This is a genomic window from Novosphingobium sp. TK71 (genome assembly GCF_055361505.1).
Map to the genome: position 1 here is coordinate 2,142,693 of NZ_JBSZKA010000001.1, position 26,027 is coordinate 2,168,719.

The following is a 26,027-nucleotide window of genomic DNA, read 5'->3' on the forward strand; positions in this document are numbered from 1 at the left end:
TTTCTTAACAATCTGATAAGTAAGAAATTTTTCCTCTTCATTTCTAAGTGTTGTCCCGGATTCCCCGCTGGCGATCCCGTGTCGTACAGCTGCGAAATCCCGCCCCGGGGGCGGGCCGGGCAACTTGCCGACCAGGCATCCGGGGGGCATACCTTGTACACTTCTGAACCTTTCGCTGGCCGTTCCACCGCGAGCACGGCGCAGGACCGCCCGTCCCGTTCCTGGCGTTCGAGCGCGTCCGTGGCGACGCTTGCGGCGATGATGGTATTCGGCGGTGTCCTGCCGGTTCAGGCTTCTGCCGCTCCAACCCCGACGCCATCCCCCGCGCCTGCCCCCACGCCGTCCCCGATCGTCATGCCGCCGGTCGGCGCGCAGGTCCTCAACCCGGTGACCGGCGAGTTCGAGACCGTCACCAAGCAATTGCCGCCGATGCAGGTGCAGACGGACGGCAACAACGTCATCCTGCTCGCGGACGAGGTCGGACAGACGTTCGACGTTTCGGGCACGACCTACACGGTCACCGCGGTCACCACGGATGCGGGCGGCGCTGTTACCGCGGTTTCGCTGGAAAGCTCTGCCGACAACACGATCAGCACGACTGACGCCGTCACCTCGATTGCGCCTGCCACCAATGCCACCGGCGCCGACGAGGTGCAGTTCCAGTCAGGCATCAACGACAGCATCTACCGCAAGGTCCTGCGCGGGCGGAACGGCGGCAATGGCCATATCGGCGCACTGTTCATTTCCGCGGGGGACGGTGGTTCCGGCGCCAAGGGCGATGACATCAACCAGACGATTTCGGGGTCCTATACCTCGCGGTCCAACAATCTGGCGGCCGTCATCGTGCAGAGCATCGGCGGTGACGGCGGCAAGGGCGGCAACGGCTATCTTGGTTCGGACGGCGGTTCGGGCGGCAACGCCGGCGTCGGCGGAGACGTCAACCTCGTCAGCAATGCCCAGGTCCTGACCACCGGCAGCAACAGCTACGGTATTCTCGTCAGCAGTTCGTCGGGCAAGGGCGGCGCGGGTGGTTCCGGCTTCCTGTCGGGCGGCGGTTCGGGTGGCGGGTCTCCGGGCGTAGGCGGAGACGCCACGGCCACGAACAACGGCACGGTCGCCACGCAGGGTGCAGGCTCGATCGGCATTCTCGCACAGAGCCTCGGCGGGTCGGCCGGTGACGGCGGCGGTAGCTGGGGCCTCGTCTCGTCGAGCGGCGGCGGCAGCTACGGCGGCAAGGGCGGTGACGTCCGGGTCAACCAGAACGGTGTGGTCCAGACCGAGGGCGAGGGCGCGCACGGCGTGCTCGCGGAATCCATCGGCGGTTCGGGCGGCGATGGCGGCAGCGGCGGCGGCCTGTTCGCCGACGGCAGCAACGGCGGCGCCGGCGGTCCGGGCGGCGACGCGACGATCACGGCCGGCAGCAATTCGTCCACCAAGACTTCCGGCGATTTCGCCCATGCCTTCTTCGCGCAGTCCATCGGCGGCGGCGGCGGCAACGGCGGCACCACGGTGGGTCTGGTGGCGCTCGGCAGCGCGGGCAGCCAGGGCAGCGACGCGGGCTCCGTGATCGTGAATCTTGCAGCCGGTGCCTATGCCTCGACCTCCGGCACCGGCTCTTACGCGGTGCTGGCGCAGTCGGTCGGCGGCGGCGGCGGCAGCGCCGGTGTTACCGGCGGCCTCGCCGCGCTGGGCGGCTCGGGCGAAGGTGGCGGCAACGGCGGCACCGTGCTCGTGACTTCCGGCGCGACGCTTGTGACGACGGGCGAGGCGGGCAAGGGCATCTTCGCGCAGTCCATCGGCGGCGGCGGCGGCAACGCTTCGGGTTCGGGCGGCCTGGTTGCGCTGGGCGGTTCGGGCGCGGGCGGCGGTAATGGCGGTCTGGTCCAGGTTACGCAGACCTCGGCCGGCTCGGTCACGACCGGGGGAGACTGGTCCGACGCGATCTTCGCCCAGTCCGTAGGCGGCGGCGGCGGCTCGGGCTCCGGCTCGGTCGGTCTCGTCGGCCTTGGCGGATCGGGCGCCACGGGCGGTCTCGGCGGTACGGTGATCGTCGACAACGAAGGCGCACTGAAGACCACGGGCGATTACGCCCGTGGCATTTTTGCGCAGTCTGTCGGCGGCGGCGGCGGTGCAGGCGGCAATTCGACCGGCCTTGTCGGTATCGGCGGCAGCGGTTCGGGAACGAGCCCGGGCGGCAATGTCACCGTCACGAACGGCGGATCGATCTCGACTTCCGGCGAACGCTCGATCGGCATCCAGGCCCAGTCGGTCGGCGGCGGCGGTGGTGACGGCGGTACGTCCACCGGCCTCATTTCCATCGGCGGGTCCGGCGGCGGCGGCGGTGCCGGTGGTATCGTCACCGTCACCAACAGCGGAACGATCACCACCAAGGGCGACCAGGCACTGGGCATCATCGCCCAGTCGATCGGCGGCGGCGGCGGCAATGGCGGATCGAGCACCGGCGTTCTCGCTATAGGCGGCGCGGGCGGTAACGGCGGCAAGGGCGGCAAGGTCGTCCTCAACCAGACCGGCCTCGTTTCTACTTCCGGCGACGATGCAACGGCGATCTTCGTCCAGTCGATCGGCGGCGGCGGCGGCAACGGCGGCTCGGCGGTTTCTGCAGGTCTCTTCGTCAGCGCGGCCTTCGGCGGCAAGGGCGGCGGCGGCGGCGCAGGCGGCGACATCTGCGTCAACACCAACTCTTCGTGCACCACGGCCAGCGCAAGCATGGGCTCGGCCTATATCGAAACCTTCGGAGACCGTTCGAGCGGCCTCTTCGCGCAGTCTGTCGGCGGCGGCGGCGGCAACGGCGGCTTCGCGCTCTCGGCCTCGGCGGGTCTCGGTGCCACCGCCTCGATCGCCTTTGGCGGCTCGGGCGGATCGGGTGGTTCGGGCGGTGCGGTGCGCGTGGGCCTTCAGGGCTATATCGCGACCAAGGGCGATCTTTCGGACGGCATTTTCGCCAGCTCGGTGGGCGGCGGCGGCGGTAACGGCGGCTTCTCGGTAGCGGCGGGCGCATCGCTCGGCGGATCGCTGACGATGAGCTACGGCGGCGCCGGCGGCGTGGGCGGTGCCGGCGGACTGGTCGACGTCGAAAGCGCAACGGACATCTCCACCGAAGGCGACCAGTCGCGCGGCATCTTTGCGCAGTCCGTCGGCGGCGGCGGCGGCAATGGTGGCTTCTCGGCCAGTGCCGCGATCGGCCTTGGTGCGATCACCTCGACCTTCGGCGGCGCGGGCGGCGCGGGGTCGGATGGTTCGACTGTCACACTCGTCTCGGTCGGCACCATCTCCACCAAGGGCATCCAGTCCGACGCGATCTTTGCGGAGAGCGTTGGCGGCGGCGGCGGTAACGGCGGCTTCGCGGTCGGCCTTGCCGGGGGTGCGGCCGGCGCGGTCAGCCTCACGTTCGGTGGCAGCGGCGGCAACGGCGGATCGGGTGACGACGTCTTCGTCTCCTCGACCGGCGATCTTTCCACCGAAGGGCTCAGCTCCAACGGTATCTTTGCGCAGTCCGTCGGCGGCGGCGGCGGCAATGGTGGCTTCGCGGTTTCCGGCTCGGTCGGCGGCGCCGGCGCAATGTCCGCGGCCTTCGGCGGCAGCGGCGCGAATGGCGGCAATGGCGGCAAGGTCACGGTCGGCAGCACCGGTACGATCACGACGGTCGGCGATCTTTCCAACGGCATCCTCGCGCAGTCTGTCGGCGGCGGCGGTGGTAACGGCGGCTTCTCGGCAGCCGTTTCGGGCGGCGGCATCGGCGCGGCAGGCCTTTCGATGGGCGGCGCGGGCGCCGACGGCGGCGATGGCGACGAAGTCTCGGTCACCTCTAACGGCGGGATCTGGACGCAGGGTGCGGCCTCGGCCGGCATTCTCGCCCAGTCTGTCGGCGGCGGCGGCGGCAATGGCGGTCTCGCGATCTCCGCCAGCGGCGGCTGGGCGGGCGGTGCATCGCTCGCCTTCGGCGGCGGTGCGGGCAATGGCGGCACCGGCGGCAAGGTCACTCTGGTCAGCAGCGGTAATATCCTGACCGAAGGCGACAGCTCCCAGGGCCTGTTCGCGCAGTCGGTGGGCGGCGGCGGCGGCAACGGCGGCGGTGCGATCGCTGTTGCAGGCGGGCAGGGTGGCGGCATCTCCGCGTCGTTCGGCGGTGATGGCGGCAATGGCGGCTCCTCGGGCGCGGTCAGCATCGACAGCACCGGCGACATCCAGACGCTCGGCGACAATGCCGATGCGATCTTCGCGCAGTCGCTCGGCGGCGGCGGCGGCAACGGCGGTTTTGCCATTTCCGCCTCGGGCGGCCAGTTCGGCGCGGTCAGCCTCTCGATGGGCGGCACCGGCGGTCGCGGCGGCTCTTCGGGTGACGTTGGGGTCATCTCCGATGGCGATCTGACGACTTCGGGCGACTTTTCGGCTGGCGTGCGTGCGCAATCGATCGGCGGTGGCGGCGGTAACGGCGGCTTCGCGATCTCTGCGGCAGGCGCTCAGTTCGGCGCCGTTTCGCTCTCCTTCGGCGGCGACGGCGGCACGGGCGGCGCGGCAGGCAACGTAACGCTGGTCTCGACCGGCGATATCTGGACCGAGGGCAATTACTCGCAGGGGCTGTTCGCACAGTCTGTCGGCGGCGGCGGTGGTAACGGCGGTTTCTCGGTCAGCGCTTCGGGTGCGCAATACGGCGCGGCTGCCATCGGCTTCGGCGGCAAGGGCGGCACCGGCGGTGCGGCGGGCAATGCGGACCTCACCAATACCGGCGACATCGTCACCCTGGGTGATTTCAGCGCGGGTGCGCAGGTCCAGTCGATCGGGGGCGGCGGCGGCAACGGCGGCTGGAGCGTCAGCGCGGCAGGCGGCCAGTATGGCGCTGTCGCGATCGGCTTCGGCGGCAGCGGCGGCGCGGGCGGTACGGCGGGCGATGTTACGCTCACTTCGACCGGCCAGATCGCCACGACCGGGGACCAGTCAAGCGGCCTCGTGGCGCAGTCCATCGGCGGCGGCGGCGGCAATGGCGGCTTCTCCGCCAGCGTTGCAGGCGCACAGTACGGCGCGGCGGCGCTCTCGTTCGGCGGCACCGGCGGCACGGGTAACGACGCGGGAACGGTCACGCTGGCCAACACCGGCGACATCTACACCGAAGGCACGCTTTCGAACGGCATCTTCGCGCAATCCGTGGGCGGCGGCGGCGGCAACGGCGGATTCTCCGTCGCGGTCGCGGGCGCGCAATACGCCTCGGCGGCGCTGGCGCTGGGCGGATCGGGCGGATCGGGCGGTGCGGGCAAGGCGGTCTCGGTCGTCTCGACCGGCAACATCACCACGCTGGGCGATCAGGCGGACGGCATTCTTGCGCAGTCGATCGGCGGCGGCGGCGGTAATGGCGGCTTCGCCATTTCCGGCACCCTGACCGCCAGCAGTGACGGCGTTTCGGCCTCGGTCGCGATCGGCGGCAAGGGCGGCTCCGGCGGCGAGGCGGGCGACGTTTCGCTCGTCAGCACCGGCGACATTTCGACGAGCGGCGCCAGTTCGGTCGGCCTCTTCGCCCAGTCCGTGGGCGGCGGCGGCGGCAATGGCGGTTTCGCGGGCGCGCTTTCGCTGTCGGTGGGCAATGCCGTGGCTGTGGGCATCGGCGGTTCGGGCGGCACCGGCAATACGGCGGGCAACGTCTCGCTGGGATCGACCGGCAACGTTTCCACCACGGGCAACCTCGCGGCGGGCATCCAGGCCCAGTCGATCGGCGGCGGCGGCGGTAACGGCGGCTTCAGCCTGACCGCCTCGGCCACGGTCGAGGGTCAGTCCATCGGCAACAGCAGCGGTGGCACCGGCGGCAGCGGCGGTCTGGCCGGCAATGTCGACGTGACCAGCCTTGGAACCGTGCAGACCACGGGCGAACTGGCTAACGGCATCTTCGCGCAATCGGTCGGCGGCGGCGGCGGCAATGGCGGCTTCTCGGTTTCCGCCAGCCTTTCGGCCAAGGGCGATTCCGATACGCAGAGCGTTGGCGGCAATGGCGGTACCGGCAACGATGCGGGCATGGTCAGCGTCTCGGCCACGGCCGGTGCCAATGCGGCCATCGAAGGCTATTCGGTCGTCACATCGGGAACGGGTTCGAACGGTATCCTTGCCCAGTCTGTTGGCGGCGGCGGCGGCTCCGGCGGTTTCTCGGTTGGCGGGGCGTTCTCGGGTGAAGGCGATGCCGCCTCCAACCAGGTTGGCGGCAGCGGCGGCGCGGGCGGTAACGCCTCGACCGTCGATGTCGTCAATGTCGGCAAGATCCAGACCACCGGCAATATCGCCAACGGCATCTTCGCGCAGTCGGTCGGCGGTGGCGGCGGCAACGGCGGCTTCTCGGTCGGCGCCGGTGTTTCGATCAAGGGCGATGCGGAATCAAGCGTCGGCGGCGGTGAAGGCGGCGCGGCGGGCAATTCCGACGATGTCAGCGTAGACACTACCGGTTCGATCTACACCGAAGGCGCGGCGTCCAACGGCGTGCTTGCCCAGTCGGTCGGCGGCGGCGGCGGCACCGGCGGTTTCTCGGTCAGCGCGGGCTTCAGCGCGGAAGGCGATTCCACCAGCGACAGCGTTGGCGGTGGCGGCGGTTCGGGCGGCAACGCCGGCAACGTCACGGTCGTGGCGCGTGAGGGCATCACCACCAAGGGTGACGGTTCCAACGGCGTCTTCGCGCAGTCAGTTGGCGGCGGCGGCGGCTCGGGCGGCTTTGCCGTGGGCCTCGGCGTTTCGCTGAAGGGCGATGCGGAATCGAACGTTGGCGGCGGCGAGGGTTCGCTGGGCGGCACGGCGGGCGACGTTTCGGTCACCACCGAAGGCACGATCTGGACCGAAGGCGCAGCGGCAGCGGGCATCTTTGCGCAGTCGGTCGGCGGTGGCGGCGGCAACGGCGGCTTCTCGGTCGGCGCGGGCTTCTCCAGCGAGGGCGGTTCGTCCTCCACCAGCGTCGGCGGGGCCGGCGCGGGCGGCGCGACGGCGGGCAACGTCACCGTCCATGCCGATAGCGACATCCAGACCAAGGGCACCGGATCGAACGGCATCCTCGCCCAGTCGATCGGCGGCGGCGGTGGTAACGGCGGCTTCGCCGTGGGCCTTGGCGTCTCGATCAAGGGCGACGCCGAATCCTCGGTCGGCGGCGGCGGCGCGGGCACCGGCTCGAATGCCGGCGATGTAACCGTGACCGGCACCGGCACGATCGTCACTCTGGGCGATCAGGCCAACGGCGTCTTCGCGCAGTCTGTCGGCGGCGGCGGCGGCAACGGCGGCTTCTCGGTCGGCGCAGGCCTCAGCCTTGACGGCGAGGCGACCAGCGACAGCGTCGGCGGCTCTGGCGGCGGCGGCGGCAGCGCCGGCACCGTCACGGTGGACCGCGTGGGCGACATCGGCACCAGCGGCGCCAATTCGAACGGAATCCTGGCCCAATCGGTGGGCGGCGGCGGCGGCAACGGCGGCTTCGCCGTGGGCCTTGGCGCCTCCATGAAGGGCGATGCGACCTCCAGCGTGGGCGGCGGCGAAGGCGGCACGGCCGGTGACGGCGCGGACGTGTTCGTGTCCGACGTGGGCATGATCGTCACCAGCGGCACCAATTCGAACGGCATCTTTGCACAGTCCGTGGGCGGCGGCGGCGGTTCGGGCGGCTTCTCGGTCGGCGCGGGCTTCAGCCTCGAAGGCGGGGCGACCAGCACCAGCGTCGGCGGTTCGGCAGGCGCGGGCGGTAGCGCGGGCACGGTTTCCGTCAGCCATGACGGCGATATCCAGACCACGGGCGCATCGGCCAACGGTATCTTTGCGCAGTCCGTGGGCGGCGGCGGCGGTGTCGGCGGCTTTGCCGTGGGCCTTGGCGCGTCGATGGATTCGGACGCCAAGTCCAGCGTCGGCGGCGGCGCGGGCGGCGCGGCCGGTTCGGCTTCGGACGTTACCGTAGACCAGACCGGTACCATCATAACCTCGGGCGCGGCGGCCAACGGCGTGCTGGCCCAGTCCATCGGCGGCGGCGGCGGCGTCGGCGGATTCTCGGTCTCGGCGGCCTTGTCCTCCTCGGGCGGTGCGGCTTCGGATTCGACCGGCGGTTCCGGCGGTTCCTCGGGTGATGCTGGGTCAGTCAGCGTGTCGGTCGATGGCGATATCCAGACCGACGGTGCGCAGGCGCGCGGCGTGGTTGCCCAGTCCATCGGCGGCGGCGGCGGCTCGGGCGGCTTCGCGGTTGGCGCGGCTGCATCAATCGAAGGTGATGCGGAATCGGCGACCGGCGGCGGTGCCGGTGGCTCCTCGGGCAACGCAGGGGACGTCAGCGTCGATGTGAACGGCAATGTCGTCACCAAGGGCGCGGCATCCGTAGCGCTGCTCGCGCAGTCGATTGGCGGCGGCGGCGGTGCGGGCGGCTTCGCGGTGGGCGCGGCGCTGTCCAGCAGTGGCGGCGCCACGGCTGAATCGACCGGCGGCGACGGCGGCTCGGCAGGCGATGCGGGCGACGTTTCCGTCACGCACACGGGCGGTATCGAGACCTTTGGCGCGCAATCGGGCGCGATCCTGGCGCAGTCCATCGGCGGCGGCGGCGGTTCGGGCGGCTTCTCGGTCGGCGGCGCGCTGAGCGTTGAGGGTGAGGCGAACTCGACCATCGGCGGCGGTGCGGGCGGTTCGGCCGGCAATGCCGGCACCGTGGACGTGGCCAACACCGGCGACATTTATACTCACGGCGCCAACTCCACCGGCATTGTCGCCCAGTCGATCGGCGGCGGCGGCGGAAACGGCGGCTTCTCGGTCTCGGCAGGTCTTGCTCTTTCGGGCGCGGATGCGGTTTCCAGTTCGACCGGCGGCGCGGGTGGTTCGTCCGGCTCGGCCGACGACGTGTCCGTGACCTCCATTGGCAATATCAAGGTCGAGGGCGATCACAGCCGCGGCATCGTGGCGCAGTCGATCGGCGGCGGCGGCGGTACCGGCGGCTTCTCGGTTTCCGGCGCCATTGCCACCAAGGGTGCGGGCGCGTCCGACAGTGTCGGCGGCGCTGGCGGCGCCGGTAATGCGGCGGGCAATGTCACTGTCGTTTCTCAAGGTCAGATCCTGACGGCAGGCGATGCCACCAATGCGGTGCTGGCTCAGTCCATCGGTGGCGGCGGCGGCGCGGGCGGCTTCTCGGGAAGTCTTGCGGCGGCGCTGGGCGGCGGTTCGGCGGTCAGCTCGGTTGGCGGCGCGGGCGGCATCGGTTCCGATGCGGGCAACGTGGATCTGACGCTGAGCGGCGCGCTCGGCACGCTGGGCAATGGCTCGGCAGCGGTCGTTGCGCAGTCCATCGGCGGTGGCGGCGGCGTGGGCGGTTTCTCGCTCGGCCTTGCGGCGGCTTCCAACGGCGAAGGCGCCAGCGCGGTCACCGGCGGCTCGGGGGGCGATGGCGGCGTCGGCGGCAATGTTCTCGTTTCCACCAGCGCACTCATCCAGACCCACGGTGCGCTTTCCGATGGCGTTCTGGCGCAGTCGATCGGAGGCGGCGGCGGCTCGGGCGGCTTCGCCGTAGCCGGCACGCTGGCGCTCGGCGAAAAGGCGGCTTCCAGTGCCACGGGCGGTGCTGGCGGTTCCGGTCAGGATGCCGGTCTGGTCACCGTGCAGAACACCGGCGATATCTACACCTTCGGTGCATCGTCCAACGGCGTGGTTGCCCAGTCGATCGGCGGCGGCGGCGGAAACGGCGGCTTCGCCGGTTCGCTGACGATTTCGTCGACTTCGGAAGCCGTGACCAACAGCCTCGGCGGTTCGGGCGGCGTTGGTGGCAATGCCGGTGCGGTCAAGGTCGTGACCACCGGCGATATCCAGGTCCTGGGCGATCGCTCGATGGCTATCGTCGCGCAGTCGATCGGCGGCGGCGGCGGCTCGGCCGGCTTCTCGCTGGGTGCCTCTGCCTCGCAGGCCGCTTCGGCAAGCGACGCGGTCGGCGGCTCGGGCGGCGCAGGCGGTGACGGCGGCACGGTCGAAGTCGCCAACGGCTCGACCGGCACGGTCGTGACTACCGGCAACTTCGGCTACGCGATCCTTGCGCAGTCGATCGGCGGCGGCGGCGGTTCGGGCGGGTTCGCCACGGGCGGCGCGCTCTCGCTGTCCGAAGGCGCAAGTTCCTTGGTCGGCGGCGGAGCCGGCGGCGCGGCGGGTGATGGCGGCAATGTCGGCGTCAACAACTACAGCCTGATCCAGACCAGCGGCGACGGCGCCGTGGCGGTCTTCGCGCAGTCGATCGGCGGCGGTGGCGGCTCGGGCGGCTTTGCGGTCGGCGCGGGCCTTGCCGGCGGCAGCGACAGCACGCTTTCCAATGCCATCGGCGGCGGTGCGGGCACTGGCGGTTCGGCGGGCACGGTCTCGCTCTATAACGACGGTACAATCCTGACGCAGGGCGCCAACGCAACGGCGGTGCTGATGCAGTCCATCGGCGGCGGTGGCGGCAACGGCGCCTTCGCGGTCAGCGGCGCGCTGGCCAAGGGCGGCGCGGCGAACAGCTCCATCGGCGGAGACGGCGGCACGGCCGGTTCGGCGGGCGACGTCACGCTGGTCAACACGGCGAACGCCACGATCGTCACCGAAGGCGCGATGTCCATCGCCATCCAGGCGCAGTCCATCGGTGGCGGTGGCGGTTCGGGCGGCTTCTCGGTCGGCGCGGGCCTTGCCCTTGAAGGCGATGCCAGCTCGACCGTGGGCGCGGGATCGGGTGGCGCGGGCGGTTCGGCCGGCGTGGTTTCGATCAATAACGCGGGCGATATCGGCACGCGCGGCGATGGCTCGCTGGCGGTGCTGGCACAGTCGATCGGCGGTGGCGGCGGTTCGGGCGGCTTTGCCATCTCGGGCGGCCTCAGCGTGCAGGGCGGCGCTGCCAGCAATGCCGTGGGCGGACAAGGCGCGGGCGGCGGTGACGGCGGCCTCGTTTCGGTCACCAGCAGCGGCACGATCCAGACGCTGGGCGCCAATGCAACCGCGATCCTGGCCCAGTCGGTGGGCGGCGGCGGCGGCGCAGGCGGGTTCTCCGCCGGTGCGGCAGCGGCCAGCGCCGATGCGGCATCCAACCTCGTCGGCGGCAGCGGCGGCGCGGCAGGTGCGGGCGGTGACGTGACGATCGCCAACAATGGGGGCACGATCACCACCGATGGCGACTTGTCCTACGCGGTCTATGCGCAGTCTGTCGGCGGCGGCGGCGGTTCGGGCGGCTTTGCGGCCGGCGCGGGTCTCAGCCTTGAAGGCGATGCGGAATCCGCCGTGGGCGGCGGCAGCGGTGGCGGCGGCGGCGCAGGCGGCCTCGTCAGCCTCGACAACACCGGCACGATTGCAACCAAGGGTGCAGGCTCGGTCGCGGTCTTCGCACAGTCCGTGGGCGGCGGCGGCGGTGCCGGCGGCTTCGCGGTGGGCGCTGGCCTGACCGCACAAGGCGGCTCTGCTTCGGACAGCGTTGGCGGTTCGGGCGGTGCTGGCGGTGCTGGCGGCGTGGTCTCGATCACGACCGATGGCCTGGTCCAGACGGAAGGCGCCAATGCGACTGCGATCTTCGCGCAGTCTGTCGGCGGCGGCGGCGGCAAGGGCGGCTTTGCCGTGGGTGCCTCTGCATCGAAGGCAGACAGCGCCTCGACCGTGGTCGGCGGCAGCGGCGGCGCGGGCGGTGACGGCGGCGAAGTCTCCGTGGCCAATGGCGCGGACGGCGCGGTCGTCACGCTGGGCACGCTGTCTTACGCGGTCTTCGCGCAGTCGGTCGGCGGCGGCGGCGGTCAGGGCGGATTCTCGGCTGGCGGCGCGCTGAGCCTTGAGGGCGATGCGAATTCGTCGGTCGGCGCGGGCCTTGGTGCCGGCGGCGGCATCGGCGGCGTCGTTTCGCTGAGCAATGCCGGCAAGATCGGCACGGCCGGAGACGGCTCCATCGCAGTCTTCGCCCAGTCCGTGGGCGGCGGCGGCGGCGCCGGCGGCTTCGCGGCGGGCGGCGGCCTCACCATCGAGGGTGGTGCGGCGTCCAACTCGGTTGGCGGCGCAGGCGGAGCGGGCGGTGCCGGCGGCATTGTTTCGCTGGTCAACACCGGCTCGATCCGTACCGAAGGCGCCAATGCCACGGCGGTCTATGCCCAGTCTGTGGGCGGCGGCGGCGGTGCCGGTGGCTTCTCGGTCGGCGCCAGTGCCTCGAAGGCGGACAGCGCCTCGAACACGGTTGGCGGCAGCGGCGGAGCCGGCGGTGACGGCGGCGAAGTTTCCATCGACAACGGCGCCGGTGGTTCGATCACCACGCTGGGAGACTTCTCCTACGCGGTCTTCGCGCAGTCGGTCGGCGGTGGCGGCGGTTCGGGCGCATTTGCGGCCGGCGGCGCGCTCAGCCTTGAAGGCGACGTGGAATCCAGCGTCGGCGGCGGTTCGGGCAGCGGCGGCGGTATCGGCGGCAACGTCACGCTGACCAGTCTCGGCGCGATCCAGACGGCGGGTGAGGGCGCGATTGCGGTCTTTGCCCAGTCCATCGGCGGCGGCGGCGGTGCCGGCGGCTTCGCAGCGGGCGGCGGCCTCTCGGCCGAGGGCGGCGCGACTTCCAACACGGTTGGCGGATCGGGCGGCGCAGGCGGTTCGGGCGGCACGATCACGCTGGAGAACGGTGGATCGATCCTGACGCTGGGCAGCAATGCGACCGCGCTCTTCGCGCAGTCCGTAGGCGGCGGCGGCGGTGTCGCCGGCTTCTCGACCGGCGGCGCGGCTTCGCAGGCCGGTGCGGTTTCGCAGACGGTCGGCGGAGACGGCGGCTCGGCAGGCGATGGCGGTGACATCACCGTCAGCAATGCAGTCGGCGGCAAGATCGAAACCGATGGCGCCATTGCCTACGGCGTCTTCGCGCAGTCTGTCGGCGGCGGCGGCGGTGCAGGCGGCTTTGCGGCCGGCGGCGCGCTGGCGCTGGGCGACGACGTGGAGAACGGCGTCGGTGGCGGCATCGGCGGTGCTGGCGGCCTTGGCGGCACGATTGCGATCGGCAACGCAGGCCAGGTCGTCACGCTTGGCGACGCCTCGATCGCGATCTTCGCGCAGTCTGTCGGCGGCGGCGGCGGTGCAGGTGCCTTCGCGGCAGGCGGCGGTCTTTCGGCCGAGGGCGCTTCGGCCAGTTCGTCGGTCGGCGGAGCCGGCGGTGACGGCGGCGCGGGCGGCAATATCACGGTCTCAAACAGCGGCCTCGTGGCGACGGCCGGCGATCAGGCGGTGGCGATCCTTGCCCAGTCTGTCGGCGGTGGCGGCGGTGTCGGCGGCTTTGCCGTCGGCGGCGCAGCGTCGCAGCTCGATGCCATGTCCGACACGATCGGCGGCAGCGGCGGTGCAGGCGGTATCGGCGGCGACATTACCGTGGACACCAGTGGTGCGGTCTATACCGAAGGCGCCTTCGCCTACGGCATTCAGGCGCAGTCCATCGGTGGCGGCGGCGGTAACGGCGGCTTCGCGGCCGGCGCGACCGTGGCGCTCACTGGCGATGCGCAGTCGACCATCGGCGGCGGAACCGGCGGTGGCGGCGGCCTTGGCGGCGCGATCACGCTGACCAATAGCGGCACCATCGAAACGCTGGGTGCCGGGGCCGTTGCGGTCTTCGCGCAGTCAATCGGTGGCGGCGGCGGTTCCGGCGGCTTTGCGGGCGGTCTCACCGGATCGGGCGGCGGTGCCTTCGGTTCGACCATCGGCGGTGCGGGTGGCGATGCCAGCCAGGGCGGTGATATTACCGTCAGCAACAGCGGCCAGATCCATGCAGCCGGTGCCAATGCGGCGGGCGTCTTCGCCCAGTCCGTGGGCGGCGGCGGCGGGCTTGGCGGCTTCTCGCTGTCGGCAAGCGGCGCGGTTTCCAGCCTTTCCAACACGCTTGGCGGTTCGGGTGGAGCCGGTGGTGATGGCGGCGCGATCAGCGTCACCAATGCCGCGGGCGCGACCATCGTGGTCGATGGCGATCTGTCATACGGCGTCTTCGCGCAGTCCATCGGTGGTGGCGGCGGTTCCGGCGGCTTCGCGGTCGACGGCACCATCGCCACCGGCGGCGCGGTCAATTCGACCCTCGGCGCTGGTTCCGGCGGCGGTGGCGGCAATGGCGGCGCGATCACGCTGACCAATGCCGGCAACGTGCTGGCGCAGGGCGCGGGCTCGGTTGCGGTCTTCGGCCAGTCGGTCGGCGGTGGCGGCGGTTCGGGCGGCTTCGCGGGCGGGCTCTCCGTCGGCGCGGGCGGCGCGATCAGTCAGTCCATCGGCGGCGCAGGTGCCGGCGGTGGCAATGGCGGCGACATCGCGGTGTCCAACAGCGGCGTGATCCAGACGCTGGAAGCCAACTCCATCGGCGTCTTCGCGCAGTCGATCGGCGGCGGCGGCGGCCTTGGCGGCATGTCCATCTCGGGCTCGCTCAGCACCGGCAGCTCCACCACCACGAGCCTTGGCGGTTCGGGCGGCGCCGGCGGTGACGGCGGCACGATCACGGTCAGCAACAGCGGCGTGATCGATGCCAAGGGCGATCTGTCCTATGGTGTCTTCGCGCAGTCCATCGGCGGCGGCGGCGGTACGGCGGGCATGGTCGTTTCCGGCACGCTCAGCACGGGCCTTGGCGGCATGACCTCCGCGCTCGGCGGCACAGGCGGTGCAGGCGGCAACGGCGGTGACATCACCGTTACCAATACCGGCTCGATCCTTGTGGAAGGTGCGGCTTCGGTCGGCATTCTGGCGCAGTCGATCGGCGGTGGCGGCGGTGCGGGTGGCTTTACCGGTTCGCTGGCGGTCACCGGCGGTTCGCTGAACACGCAAGTGGGCGCAACCGGCGGCGCTGGCGGCGACGGCGGCGACGTTACCGTTACCTCGACCGGCAGCATCGTGACGCTGGCGGACGACTCCATCGCCGTGCTCGCCCAGTCCATCGCGGGCGGCGGCGGCCAGTCTGCTTATGCCATCACGGCGCAGGCGGGTGCCTTTGACGGTGTGAACCTCAACCTTGGCGCTCAGGGCGAAGGGATCAGCGGCCGGCAGGGGCAGGTCGTGGTCAACCTCTCGGGCGGCGTGCTCCAGACGGCAGGCGCGCTCTCTTACGGGTTGCTGGCCCAGGCCATCGGCGCGGGCGGCGGTAACGTCGCGCTCTCCGTGCCCGATCCGCTGGAAGTCGGCTCGAACGGCCTGACCCTGCAACTGGGCAGCACCGGCGGCGTGGCGGGTGACGGCAACGTCATCGACGTGACCAATGCGAACGAGGTTTACACCAAGGGCGCGGGCGCCGTCGGTTTCGCGGCGCAGTCCATCGGCGGCGGCGGCGGCACCGAGGGTGTCACCGGCGACGTGGTGCTGGGCAGCGGCGATGCGGTCTGGGCGATCAATGTCGGCGGCAGCGGAGATTCCGCCGGTTCGGGCGCGGCGATCACCATCGCCAACAGCGCGACCATCGTTACCGAGGGCGACGGGGCCATCGGCCTGCTCGCACAGTCGGTTGGCGGCGGCGGCGGCCTTGGCACGATGGCGCTCGGCCTTGCCGATGGTTCGCTTTCGGGCGCTTCGCTGAACCTCGGCGGCTCGCAGACCACGGTGGGCAATGGCGGGGACGTGACCTTCACGACCTCGACCGGCGCCATCGGCACTTCGGGCAACCTCGCCTCGGCGCTGGTCGTCCAGTCGATCGGCGGCGGCGGCGGCGTGGCCAGCCTGTCTTCCATGGAAGGCGGCGCGCTGGGCGACATCACCCTTGCAGCCGGATCGACCGGCGGTGCGGGCGGTGACGGCGGCAACATCGTGCTCGACCAGAAGGCGGATGTCGTCACCAGCGGCACCGGCGCCAACGCGGTGCTCGTGCAGTCCATCGGCGGCGGCGGCGGTCTTGCTACGCTCGACAACACCGGCGGCACCGGCACGGTCACGAATGTGGACCTTGGCGGCGCGGCGAGCGGCTCGGGCGGCAACATCGACTTCACTCTCGATGGCCGTGTCCAGACTACGGGCGCAGGTGCGGCGGGTGTCGTCGTGCAGTCGATCGGTGGTGGCGGCGGCTATGTCAGCGCCGTGGGCGCCGATGCCGATGGCACGCTGACGCTCGGCACTTCGAACGGTGCAACCGGCAACGGCGGTAACGTGTCGGTGGCGATCAACAAGACGATCACCACCACAGGTGCCGGTTCGACCGCACTTCTGGTGCAGTCGATCGGTGGCGGCGGCGGTGCGGCCTCGATCGTTGGCGCTGACGGCAAGGTGCAGACGCTCGACGTGGTGGATGCCGGTGCGGCAAGCCCGCTGCGCATGGCACGCCTGATGTCGGTGGCCGCGGGTTCGGTGGATGCCGGTACGGTAGACGTGACGGTAGACGCAGCGATCCGCACCAGCGGGGCCAATGCCAATGGCGTGGTCGTTCAGTCGGTCGGCGGCGGCGGCGGCGCGGTAGGCTCGGAAACGAGCGTGCTCGGCGGTTCCGGCGCGGGCAATGCGGTGAACCTCACCGTCAATGCCGATGTCGTGACCACGGGGGCCGGTTCGAGCGCGCTTGTCGCGCAGAGCACCGGCGGCCTCGGGGGTGGCGCGATCATGCTCGACATCGGCGATGTCGATGTCGTCGGCGGTCTGGGCGGCCATGCCGTCTCGCTGCTTGGCGGCGCCGACAACACCGTAACCAATGCCGGCACGCTCCAGACCATGGACGGGCAGGAAGGCCTGGTGATCTACGCGGAGGGCGGCAACAACACGATCGTCAACTCGGGCACCATCGTCGGCTCGATCGATCTCGGCGAAGGCTTCAACAGCTTCACCAACGTCGATGGCGGCATCTTCCTGGCCGGTTCGCTGGTCAACGTCGGTTCGGGTACGTTCGTGAACGCGGGCATCCTCAATCCGGGTGGTGGCGGCGTCGTGTCGCAGCTTGCGGTGAGCGGCGGCCTGACCCTGACGGCGCAGAGCGAGTACAACCTCGACCTCGACTTCAGGACCAACACGGCCGACAAGGTCGTCGTCTCCGGCGCTGCGGCGCTCAACGGGCGCGTGACGACGAACCTGCTGAACCTCGGTTACGCCAAGAGCGGCGTCAACGAGGCGGTGATCCTGGAGGCAGCCGGCGGTATCACCGGACAGGATGCGGTCGAACTGGTCGCTCCGACTTCGGCGGTGGCGAGCTTCAGCCTCGGCTATCCTTCGATCAACGAGCAGTCGATCCGCTACACGATCGAGTTCGCTCCGACCGGGCTGACCCAGCGTCAGGCCGTGATCGGCAACGTGCTCGACCGTATCCAGGAAACGCCGACCGACGCCTTCGCGCCGACGGCCGCCGCGATCATCTCGATCCCGACGGTCGGCGCGCTGGGCACGGTCTACGACAGCCTGACCGGTGAAGGCGTCACCGCGGCGCAGAGCGCGGCGTTGTCCGCGATCGGCAACAACCATGACGTCATCGACAGCCAGATCGTCAGCCGCGTCGGGACTTTTGCGTCGGCCTGGCGCAAGGAACCGCTGGGCAACCTCTGGATGGCGATCCAGGGCGGCCGCCAGCGTCTCGACGGCACCGATGGGGCGCACGATACGCGCACCAGCGGTTACGTCATCCAGGGCGGATGGGACTATCGCCCGGACGCGCGCAGCGTGATCGGCGCCACCTTCGGCTACGATCCGCAGAGCTTCTCGGTTCCGGGCGTGAGCACCTCGGGCAAGGCGAAGGTCTATACCTTCGGTGCCTATGCGGGCTTCCATCCGGGCGCCTGGACGATCAGCGCGGACCTGCTGCACAGTTCTGCCGACACGACGTACCTACGTGACATGTGGCTCTATGCCGACGGCAATGTGCAGGCGCATGGCGACTTCACCATGCACGCCTGGTCGGGCCGGGCGCAGGTCGCGCGTCAGTTCGGCCAGGGCAACCTGGTGTTCCAGCCCTTCGGTGCGCTCGAGGTTACCCGGCTTTCGCTGCCGGCCTATGTCGAGCACCAGGCCGATGGCGAGGCGGCGACCCTTGGTCTCGCCTTCTTCGGCAAGGACTGGACCCGTGCGCGCAGTCTGCTCGGCGCCAATGTTGCTGGCCGCATAGACCTGCCGGAAGGCAAGGCGCTGGTTACGACGCTGCGTGCAGCCTGGGTGCATGACTTCGACACCGAACGCTCGGTCACCGCGGCCTTCGCCGGGGCGCAGGACTACCGCTTCACCGCCGCAGGCGCGGAAGCGGTGGGCGACAGCGGCCGGATTGACCTGCGTTCCACCCTGCAGATGCGCAAGGTGGACCTGCAGTTCAGCGTCGGGGCCAACCTCGGCAAGGGCTACAGCGACCTGACCGCCATGGCGGGCATCCGGTTCCACTTGTGATCCCGATGTCCCTCACGGCCACCAACCCTCTTTCCAGCTTCCCCTCGATTTCGGGCAGGTCCGCGCGGACCTGCCCCACAGAATTGCGCTAACAGGAGAATTGCCTTGAAGACCAAGCTCATGGCCGGCGCGTCGGCGCTGACTCTGGTGATGATCGCACCCGGTGTCGCGATGGCGCTACCCAGCGGCGAATGCGGCGTTCCGAACACTTCGGCCAGCCCGAACGTTGCTTCGTGCATTGCGGATACGGACGACTTCCAGAACGGGATCTCTTACGACCAGTCGATCTACGGGACGGCTGCCGATCTCAAGGTCGATCTCTACGGGACCGTCCTGGTCAATGCGACGACGAATGACACGGGCGTAAGCGTCTCCGGTTCGGCCGATCATGATGCCCTGATCACTGCGCGCAACGGATCGCGGATCAATGCCTCCCGGACCGGCCTGGAAGCAGAGACTTTTGGAACCGGCGATGCCGTGATCGAGAATCACGGCCGCGTGACAACCGGTGCACTGGGTGCGACCGCCTTGGCGAGCGGTACGGGCATGGCCTCCATCACGAACGCCAGTGACGGCACGATCACAGTAACGCAGCCGTCGGGTTCGTCTGTTCCCGTAGTTGCGGGCCTTGCCATAACCGGTCAGAACGGCAACGTGCTGAACCAGGGCATCGTTACCGTGAATTCCTTGGGCGCAGCGGGATCGGTCGCTTACGGCCTCGGCGGCATGGGCCTTGGCGGAGGCACCGTCACCCTGACGAACGCCAGCCAGGTGACGGTGACCGCGACGGACGGTGACGCCATCGGCATCGGCTCGCCCCCCAGTGACGGCAACCTCGCAATCGCGAACAACGCCAACCTGACGGTCTCGTCCGGCACGGGCAGCGCGACGGGCCTTGTTGCCGTGGGTACGGGCTCTGTCGGCACCACCAGCCTGACGAATACCGGCGTTCTTTCTGTCACGTCGCAGGGTGGGGCCGCCGTCGGCATGTCTGCGGCCCAGCGCAGCGATGTTGCCATGGCGGCAACCCGCGCCAGTGCCGGGAGCACCTTCAGCGTTTCCGGCGCTGACGCCACCGGTTTCGAAGTGACGGATGCCAGCGGTGCGGTAAGCGTTTCGGGCACCGGGCAATATGTGCAGGTAACAGCGACCGGCGATGCGACCGGTGTGTCGGTTTCCGGCGGAACGACGCAGGATGTTTCGTTCGAACCTGCGATCGTCGGCGGAATCGGTTATTCCGGCGACGTTGCGGTGAACGCGGGCGGCCAGGCCGCCGGGGTGCTGCTTAGCGGCGCCACGGGCGGCGTTTCGGTGGACTTCACGGGCGCGCGTCTCTCGGTCAGCAGCACGGGCGGCGGTGCCACCGGCATCTCCGTGGAAGGCGGCAGCACGGTCGGCATCTCCGTGGTGCCGGGACTGGGCAGCGGCGCGACGCTTGCGGTTTCCGCAGCGGGTGGCACGGCCATGGGCATCGCGACTTCGGGCGCGACGGGCGCGCAGACTGTTGCCGTGGGCGATGGGTTCCGTGTCACCAACACGGCCGGCGATGCACACGGCATCGCCCTGGCAGATGGCACGGATCAGACGGTTTCGCTGGCCTATGGCGCTACGGTTACCGGCTCCGACGGTGCAACGGGCGTCCGGCTCACGGACGGTTCGGGAGCAATCGCACTGACCAGCTCGGGTGCGCTTTCGGTTGACGGCGGCATCGGAGATGCCGACGGCGTTTTGCTGAGCGGCGGTTCGAGCCACGCGGTCACGCTGGAAGATGCCTTCACGGTGACGAGCGAAGGCGATGTGCGCGGCGTTTGGTCCGAAGGCGCGCAGGGCAGCGTCTCCATCGCAGCGCAGGACACTTTCGGCGTCACCAGCACGGGCGAAGGGCGCTATCTGACCGGCATCTACATCGGTTCCGGTACGGACGAAACCGTGGCTCTTTCGAAGGGGCTCTCGGTTCAGGCATCGGGCGAGGCTGCCGGTGTCGTGATGCAGGGCTCCGGCGCCCTCACGCTGACCTCGGCGGAGGATTTCGCAGTCACTGCCACGGATGGAGCGGCTCTGGGCGGCTACATGATCGGCGGCACGTCGCAGAGCGTCCGGTTCGATGGCGACCTGGTTGTTTCCGCCGCGAATTTCGGTGACGGCTTTGTCCAGTTCAACGGGACCGGCGCGGTGTCGTTCGAACTTGCCGGCGATTTCACCGGCACGAACCTGCAGGATGGCGTCATCCAGTCGGGCGGGCAGACCCAGTCGATCGCGATCGGCGGCGATTTCTCGCTCTCCTCGCCGAACGGCTATGCCTATGGCGTGCAGCAGGCCGACGCGAACGAAAGTTCCAGCCTCGTGGTGGACGGCGCGTTCGACGTGGCGGCACGGGACTATGCCAATGGTGTCAACCTTTCCGGTAACGATGCGACCGTATCTCTGGCTCAGGGCATGACGGTTTCGGCGGCGGGAGACGCGGCCGAAGGTCTGACCGCCTCTCTGAACGGCGACGCTGACATCTCGCTGGGCGGCGCGCTTACCGTGACGAACGCTCTCACCGCGACCGGCGGCGAGGCGACGGGCATCTACATCGAGGCTTCCGGCGCGCAGTCGATCGAGGTTGCGGGGCCGGTCACGGTTTCGGCTGATGGCCAGTCCAACGCGGTGGAACTCTACGGCGATTCCGGTGCGGTAACCTTCGCGGCGAACGGTGCGGTTTCGGCAACGAGCGCCAATGGCGCGGCACTGGGCGTGCTCGCGGTCGGCGGAACGGACCAGACCATTACCTTCGGCGATACGGTTGCGGTAACGGCAGCCCGCGAGGCGAACGCCGTGAACCTGTTCGACGGCACGGGTACGGCCACGGTGCGCGCTCCGGCAGGCCTCACGGTTTCCAGTTCGCTTACCAGTGCCGGCGGCATCTGGGCCACGAACGGCACGAACCTGTTGATCGAGGATCTCGGAGACGTTTCCGTATCGGGCGAGTACAACGCTCACGCCATTCGCTCGATCGGCATGTCGGGCGACCAGAGCGTCACGGTTGGCAATGTGTCGACGGTCTCGCGGCTTGGCGATACCGTTGGCGTCAGCCTTTCGGGAGCCGGATCGATCGAACTGGTGGGAACCGGCGTGATCGCTTCGGAAACGCAGTTCGGCACCGGTGTTGCCGTTTCGGTGGAAGGCACCGGGTCCGATGGCGCCATCGATGTCACTCTGGCCGACGTGCGGGCCTCGGGCGATCGTGTCCAGGGCGTGAGCCTCGTGCAGACGGCGGCTGACGGAACGGGCACGATCGGCGCAGTCATCGCCGGCGTGACCACCGATGGCGACGATGCCGCCGGCGTTACCGTCCAGGGTTCGCAGTCGGGCGCGGTTTCGCTCGTTCTCGGTCAATCCGCGGCGCCTGCCCTCCTGCTTGCGGCGGCCGATGAGACGACCAATGGCGTTTCGACCCAGGGCGATAACTCGAACGCCGTGGACTTCACCGTCATCGACGGCGCCGGCACGCTCACGAACCTCGGCACGATCTCGACGACGGGCGCGAATTCGCTCGGCATCGCGGCGTCCGCGACGGGCACCGGCTCGATCTCCATCGGCAGTGTCGCCGTGACGACCAGCGGCGCGGGTTCGGACGCCATCAGCGTTCAGACCGGCAGCGGTGCGCAGACCCTGGTGCTGCAGACGGTCACGGCTTCGGGCGAAGGATCGCGCGGTGTCGTCGCGGTTTCCGACAGCGGCGCGATCACGTTGACGAGCGGACAGGTCTCGGCCGTATCCGGCGATGCGATCAGCCTGACGTCAACCACCGGCGATATCGCGGCGACCCTCGCAAGTGCCGGTTCCACGGTCTCCGGGACGGGCGCGGGTCTCGTCATCACCACGGGCGGCAGCGCCGATGTGGTGCTGGGCAGCAATGCGGTGCTCCAGGGCGGAACGTTCGGTCTGTCTTCCGATGCCGAAGGCGGCCAGGATGTCGTGCTTGCAGGTACGGTCAGGGCGGACAGCAACCATGCCGTCGCGCTTTCGGGCGGTGCGGCAACGCTGACCAACAGCGGCACGGTCGACGGCTACATGACCTTCGATACCGCCGCCACCACGCTGACCAATAGCGGTACGTGGAACGCTCACGGCGGAGACACGACCTTCACCGGCGATGCCACGCTGATCAACAGCGGCACCTTCAAGGTCAATGCCGCCGCTTCGGCAGCGGCAACCATGAACGTGACCGGCCTCACCACGTTCCGCAATTCCGGCACGATCAGCCTCGTCAACGGCCATACCGGTGACGTTCTGAACCTTGGCGACGCGGCCTTCGTCGGTTCCGGCAATTCGCGCGTGGTGCTCGAAGCCAACCTCGGCATCGCTGCCGTGGGGGCAAGCGCGGCCCAGTCCGCCGATCAGCTGACGGTCGGTGCGGCTTCGGGAACGACCACGCTGTCCATTACCGACCTCAGCAGCACGGCGGCAGCGCGCTTCAACTTCGACGGCATCCGTCTGGTGAACGCGGATTCCGTGGCGAATGGCGCCTTCGTTCTGGAAGGCGGCAGCATCAACAAGGGCTTCGTCGACTACCGCCTCATGACCGATGGCGACGGCAACCTCGATCTCGTGGGCGTTCCCAGCGCGGAAGCCTTCGAACTCATCCGCACGGGTGCCGAGGTGCGTCATTATTGGCGCCGTTCGGGTGACGCCTGGTCGGAACAGATGCGCGCCTTCGCGCCGCAGGATGGCCTTTCGCTCTGGGGTCAGGTCCTCGGTGGCAGCGAAACCAACCGGTCGCGTCCGATCTACTCGGAAACCGTGCTGGGCACGGCCACGAGCTTCGCGCCGAACCTCGACATGCGCGACAACTGGTGGGGCGGCCAGTTCGGCCTCGATTGGGGCAAGGGCAGCGATGGCACCGGCTGGGGCCTTGGCGTGACCGGCGGCTATGTTTCGCAGGAAGGCAAGGTCAAGGCGAGCGGTGACCGTATCAAGATCGATGGCGGCAACGTGGGCCTCTACGCCCGCTATCGCAGTGCGGACGGGTTCTTCGCCCATGCGCTGGCCAAGCTCGATCGCTATTCGATCAAGTACGATTTCGGCAACGGTGCCGCTGCGCCGAAGACGAACGGCACGAGCTATGGGGTCGAAGTCGAGGCAGGCTACCACATCCGCAGCGGTGCGGTGTTCTTCGAGCCTTCGGCCAGCGCTTCGTGGAGCGACGCCGACCTCGACGGCTTCAGCGGCGCGCAGAGCGGCGTTGGTGCCCGGTTCGACCATGTCCAGAGCTTCTACGGCCGCGCCGGCCTGCGCGCAGGCGTGGAAACGAAGGCGGGCGGCTGGACGTTGCAGCCCTATGTCGGCGCGAACTGGGAAGGCGAGATGAACGGCCGTCCGGAGGCGACGCTGTCGTCTGGCGGCGAGAATCTGCTCTTCCGGGATGCCTCGGAAGGCGGACGCGCACGCTTCGAAGCCGGTATCCAGGGCTCCTCGCAGGGCTTGTCCGCTTTCGCGAAGGTAGATGGCGTGACCGGCTCGGGAACCAGTGGCATTGCCGCGCGCGCGGGCGTTTCCGTTCGCTGGTAAGCAGGATGCCGGTTGTCCCGGCCTGAGCACGAAAGGAGGGCCGGGGCATTGCTTCGGCCCTCTTTCTTTGGCCCCGTCCTCGCGCCGGAGCGTGTCGGCGCCGAAGCGGACTTCATTGACGATAGCGGCTTGGTGGTATGCCCAGCACGCGTTTGAACATCGTCGAGAAATTGGCCGGCGTGTCGTAGCCGAGGTCCAGTGCTATCACGGTTATGGCGTCGCCCGCCGCAAGCCTCGGAAGCGCGGCCGAGAGGCAGGCCTGCTGCCGCCATTCGGCAAAACTCATGCCCGTTTCCCTTCGGAACAGGCGCGTGAAGCGCCGCCGGTTCATGGCCAGGGCATCGGCCCATTCATCGATCGTCACGGTTGCTCGGGGAGCTTCGAGGAAGGCGTGGCATCGCTGGGCGAGCGCGGCATGGCGGGGAAACGGCACGACGATCGGGATGACCGGCGCGCGAGCGATCTCTGCGACGAGCAGTTGCATGACCAGCCCGTCGCGCGCGTCTTCTTCATACTCGATCGGCACTTCCGAAGCGGCGACAAGGAGTTGCCGGAGCAGGGGGGAAACGCCGACGACCCGGCAGGTCCGTGCCAGCATTGCGCTGGCGGTCTGGTCGATAAGGACGCTGCGGGTCTGCACCGCGCCTACCATGCGGACGGTATGGGGTGTTCCTCCCGGAATCCAGACGGCGCGTTCGGGCGGCGCAACCCAGGCGCCTTCGGGCGTGCTCACGGCGACGACGCCGCTGGCGGCATAAAGAAACTGGCCGCGCCGGTGGCGATGTTCCGCAAGCTCGAACGAGGGCGGATAATCATTGCCGATGCCGACGACCTGTCTCGGGACGTCCTCGTAATCGTCGGGATGCCGCTGTTCCATCGGTTGTCCTGAAATCAAAGATGAATGACCCATATGTCGAAGCGGGACATTCAGGAAGCGATTATGCGCATCCCTTGATCAAGATGAAACGGGAAGAGGAAAGAGGATGGCGGCAACCAGACCGGCAACCGGATCGGCAGAACCCATGAACGGAACAGTGTTCGGCGTCATCGTCGCCATCAGTTTCTGCCATCTCCTCAACGATATGATGCAGTCGCTGCTTCCCGCGATCTATCCGGCGCTCAAGTCCGATCTGCACCTCAGTTTCGGGCAGATCGGGCTGGTTACGCTGGCCTACCAGATCACCGCATCGATCCTTCAGCCGCTGGTGGGGCTCTATGCGGACAAACGGCCGACGCCGCTGGCATTGCCGGGCGGGACACTCTTCTCGCTTGCGGGTCTCACGGTTCTTTCGGCGGCACATGTCTATTGGCTGGTGCTGGTGGGCGCATCGCTGCTCGGCATGGGGTCTTCGGTCTTCCATCCGGAATCCTCCCGCGTCGCGCGCATGGCGGCGGGGCAGCGCCATGGGCTTGCCCAGTCGCTGTTCCAGGTCGGCGGTAACGCTGGACAGGCCCTGGGGCCGCTGGCGGCTGCGCTGGTTGTCGTGCGGTGGGGACAGTCCAGCCTGGCATTCTTTGCGCTGCTGGCGCTGCTTTCAGGCGCGGTGCTGTGGAACGTCGCGGCCTGGTATCGCAATCACGGGCTGGGGCGTCTGGCTGCCAGCCGCAAGATCGCCGAGGGCGTAAGCCTGCCGCAGGGGCAGGCCGCACGCGGCATCGCGATCCTGCTCGCGCTGATCTTCTCGAAATATGTCTATCTCGCCAGCCTGACGAGCTACTACACCTTCTACCTGATCCAGCGCTTCGGCCTTTCGGTGCAGAACGCCCAGTTCCACCTCTTCGCCTTTCTCGCGGCCGTGGCGGCGGGGACGATCTTGGGAGGCCCGCTGGGCGACCGTTTCGGGCGAAAGTACGTGATCTGGTTCTCGATCCTGGGGGCGCTGCCATTCACGCTGCTCCTGCCCCACGCCAGCCTGTTCTGGACGGGGCCGATCACCGTGGCGATCGGGCTGATCCTGGCATCCGCATTCCCGGCAATCGTGGTTTTCGCCCAGGAACTCGTGCCCGGTAAGGTCGGCATGATTTCGGGCCTGTTCTTCGGGTTCTCCTTCGGGATGGGCGGTATCGGCGCCGCGGCGTTGGGCTGGCTTGCCGACAGGACCGACATCGACACGGTCTATCAGGTCTGTGCCTTCCTGCCGGCGATCGGGCTGCTTACAGCATTGCTTCCCGATCCCGGCAAGGCAGGGCGCCCGGCCTGACGCGGC

Annotated in this window: 4 protein-coding genes; 3 read left to right on the forward strand and 1 reads right to left on the reverse strand. The window is 69.3% G+C overall.

Annotation, left to right across the window (positions count from 1 at the left end; translation table 11 throughout):
* Positions 1–153 precede the first annotated feature (153 nt).
* Both ACXJ16_RS25315 and ACXJ16_RS25320 read left to right on the forward strand, forming a co-directional pair.
* A complete protein-coding gene (locus ACXJ16_RS25315) occupies positions 154–18,267 on the forward strand; it encodes a hypothetical protein (protein ID WP_463922492.1) in 18,114 nt (6,037 codons plus the stop codon).
* 105 nt (positions 18,268–18,372) lie between these two features.
* On the forward strand, positions 18,373–23,820 hold the full coding sequence (locus tag ACXJ16_RS25320) for a hypothetical protein (protein WP_463922493.1): 5,448 nt from the start codon (positions 18,373–18,375) through the stop codon (positions 23,818–23,820).
* A 112-nt stretch (positions 23,821–23,932) separates the two neighbouring features.
* On the opposite strand, the gene ACXJ16_RS25325 is transcribed toward ACXJ16_RS25320, so the two are convergent.
* Positions 23,933–24,697: an AraC family transcriptional regulator gene (locus ACXJ16_RS25325; protein ID WP_463922494.1), complete on the reverse strand. Its 765-nt coding sequence runs from the start codon at positions 24,695–24,697 to the stop codon at positions 23,933–23,935.
* Between the two features lie 106 nt (positions 24,698–24,803).
* On the opposite strand from ACXJ16_RS25325, the gene ACXJ16_RS25330 reads away from it, so the two are divergent.
* The gene (locus ACXJ16_RS25330; protein WP_463922495.1) at positions 24,804–26,021 is read left to right on the forward strand and encodes an MFS transporter; all 1,218 of its coding nucleotides are present in this window, start codon (positions 24,804–24,806) and stop codon (positions 26,019–26,021) included.
* The last annotated feature ends 6 nt before the right edge of the window (positions 26,022–26,027 follow it).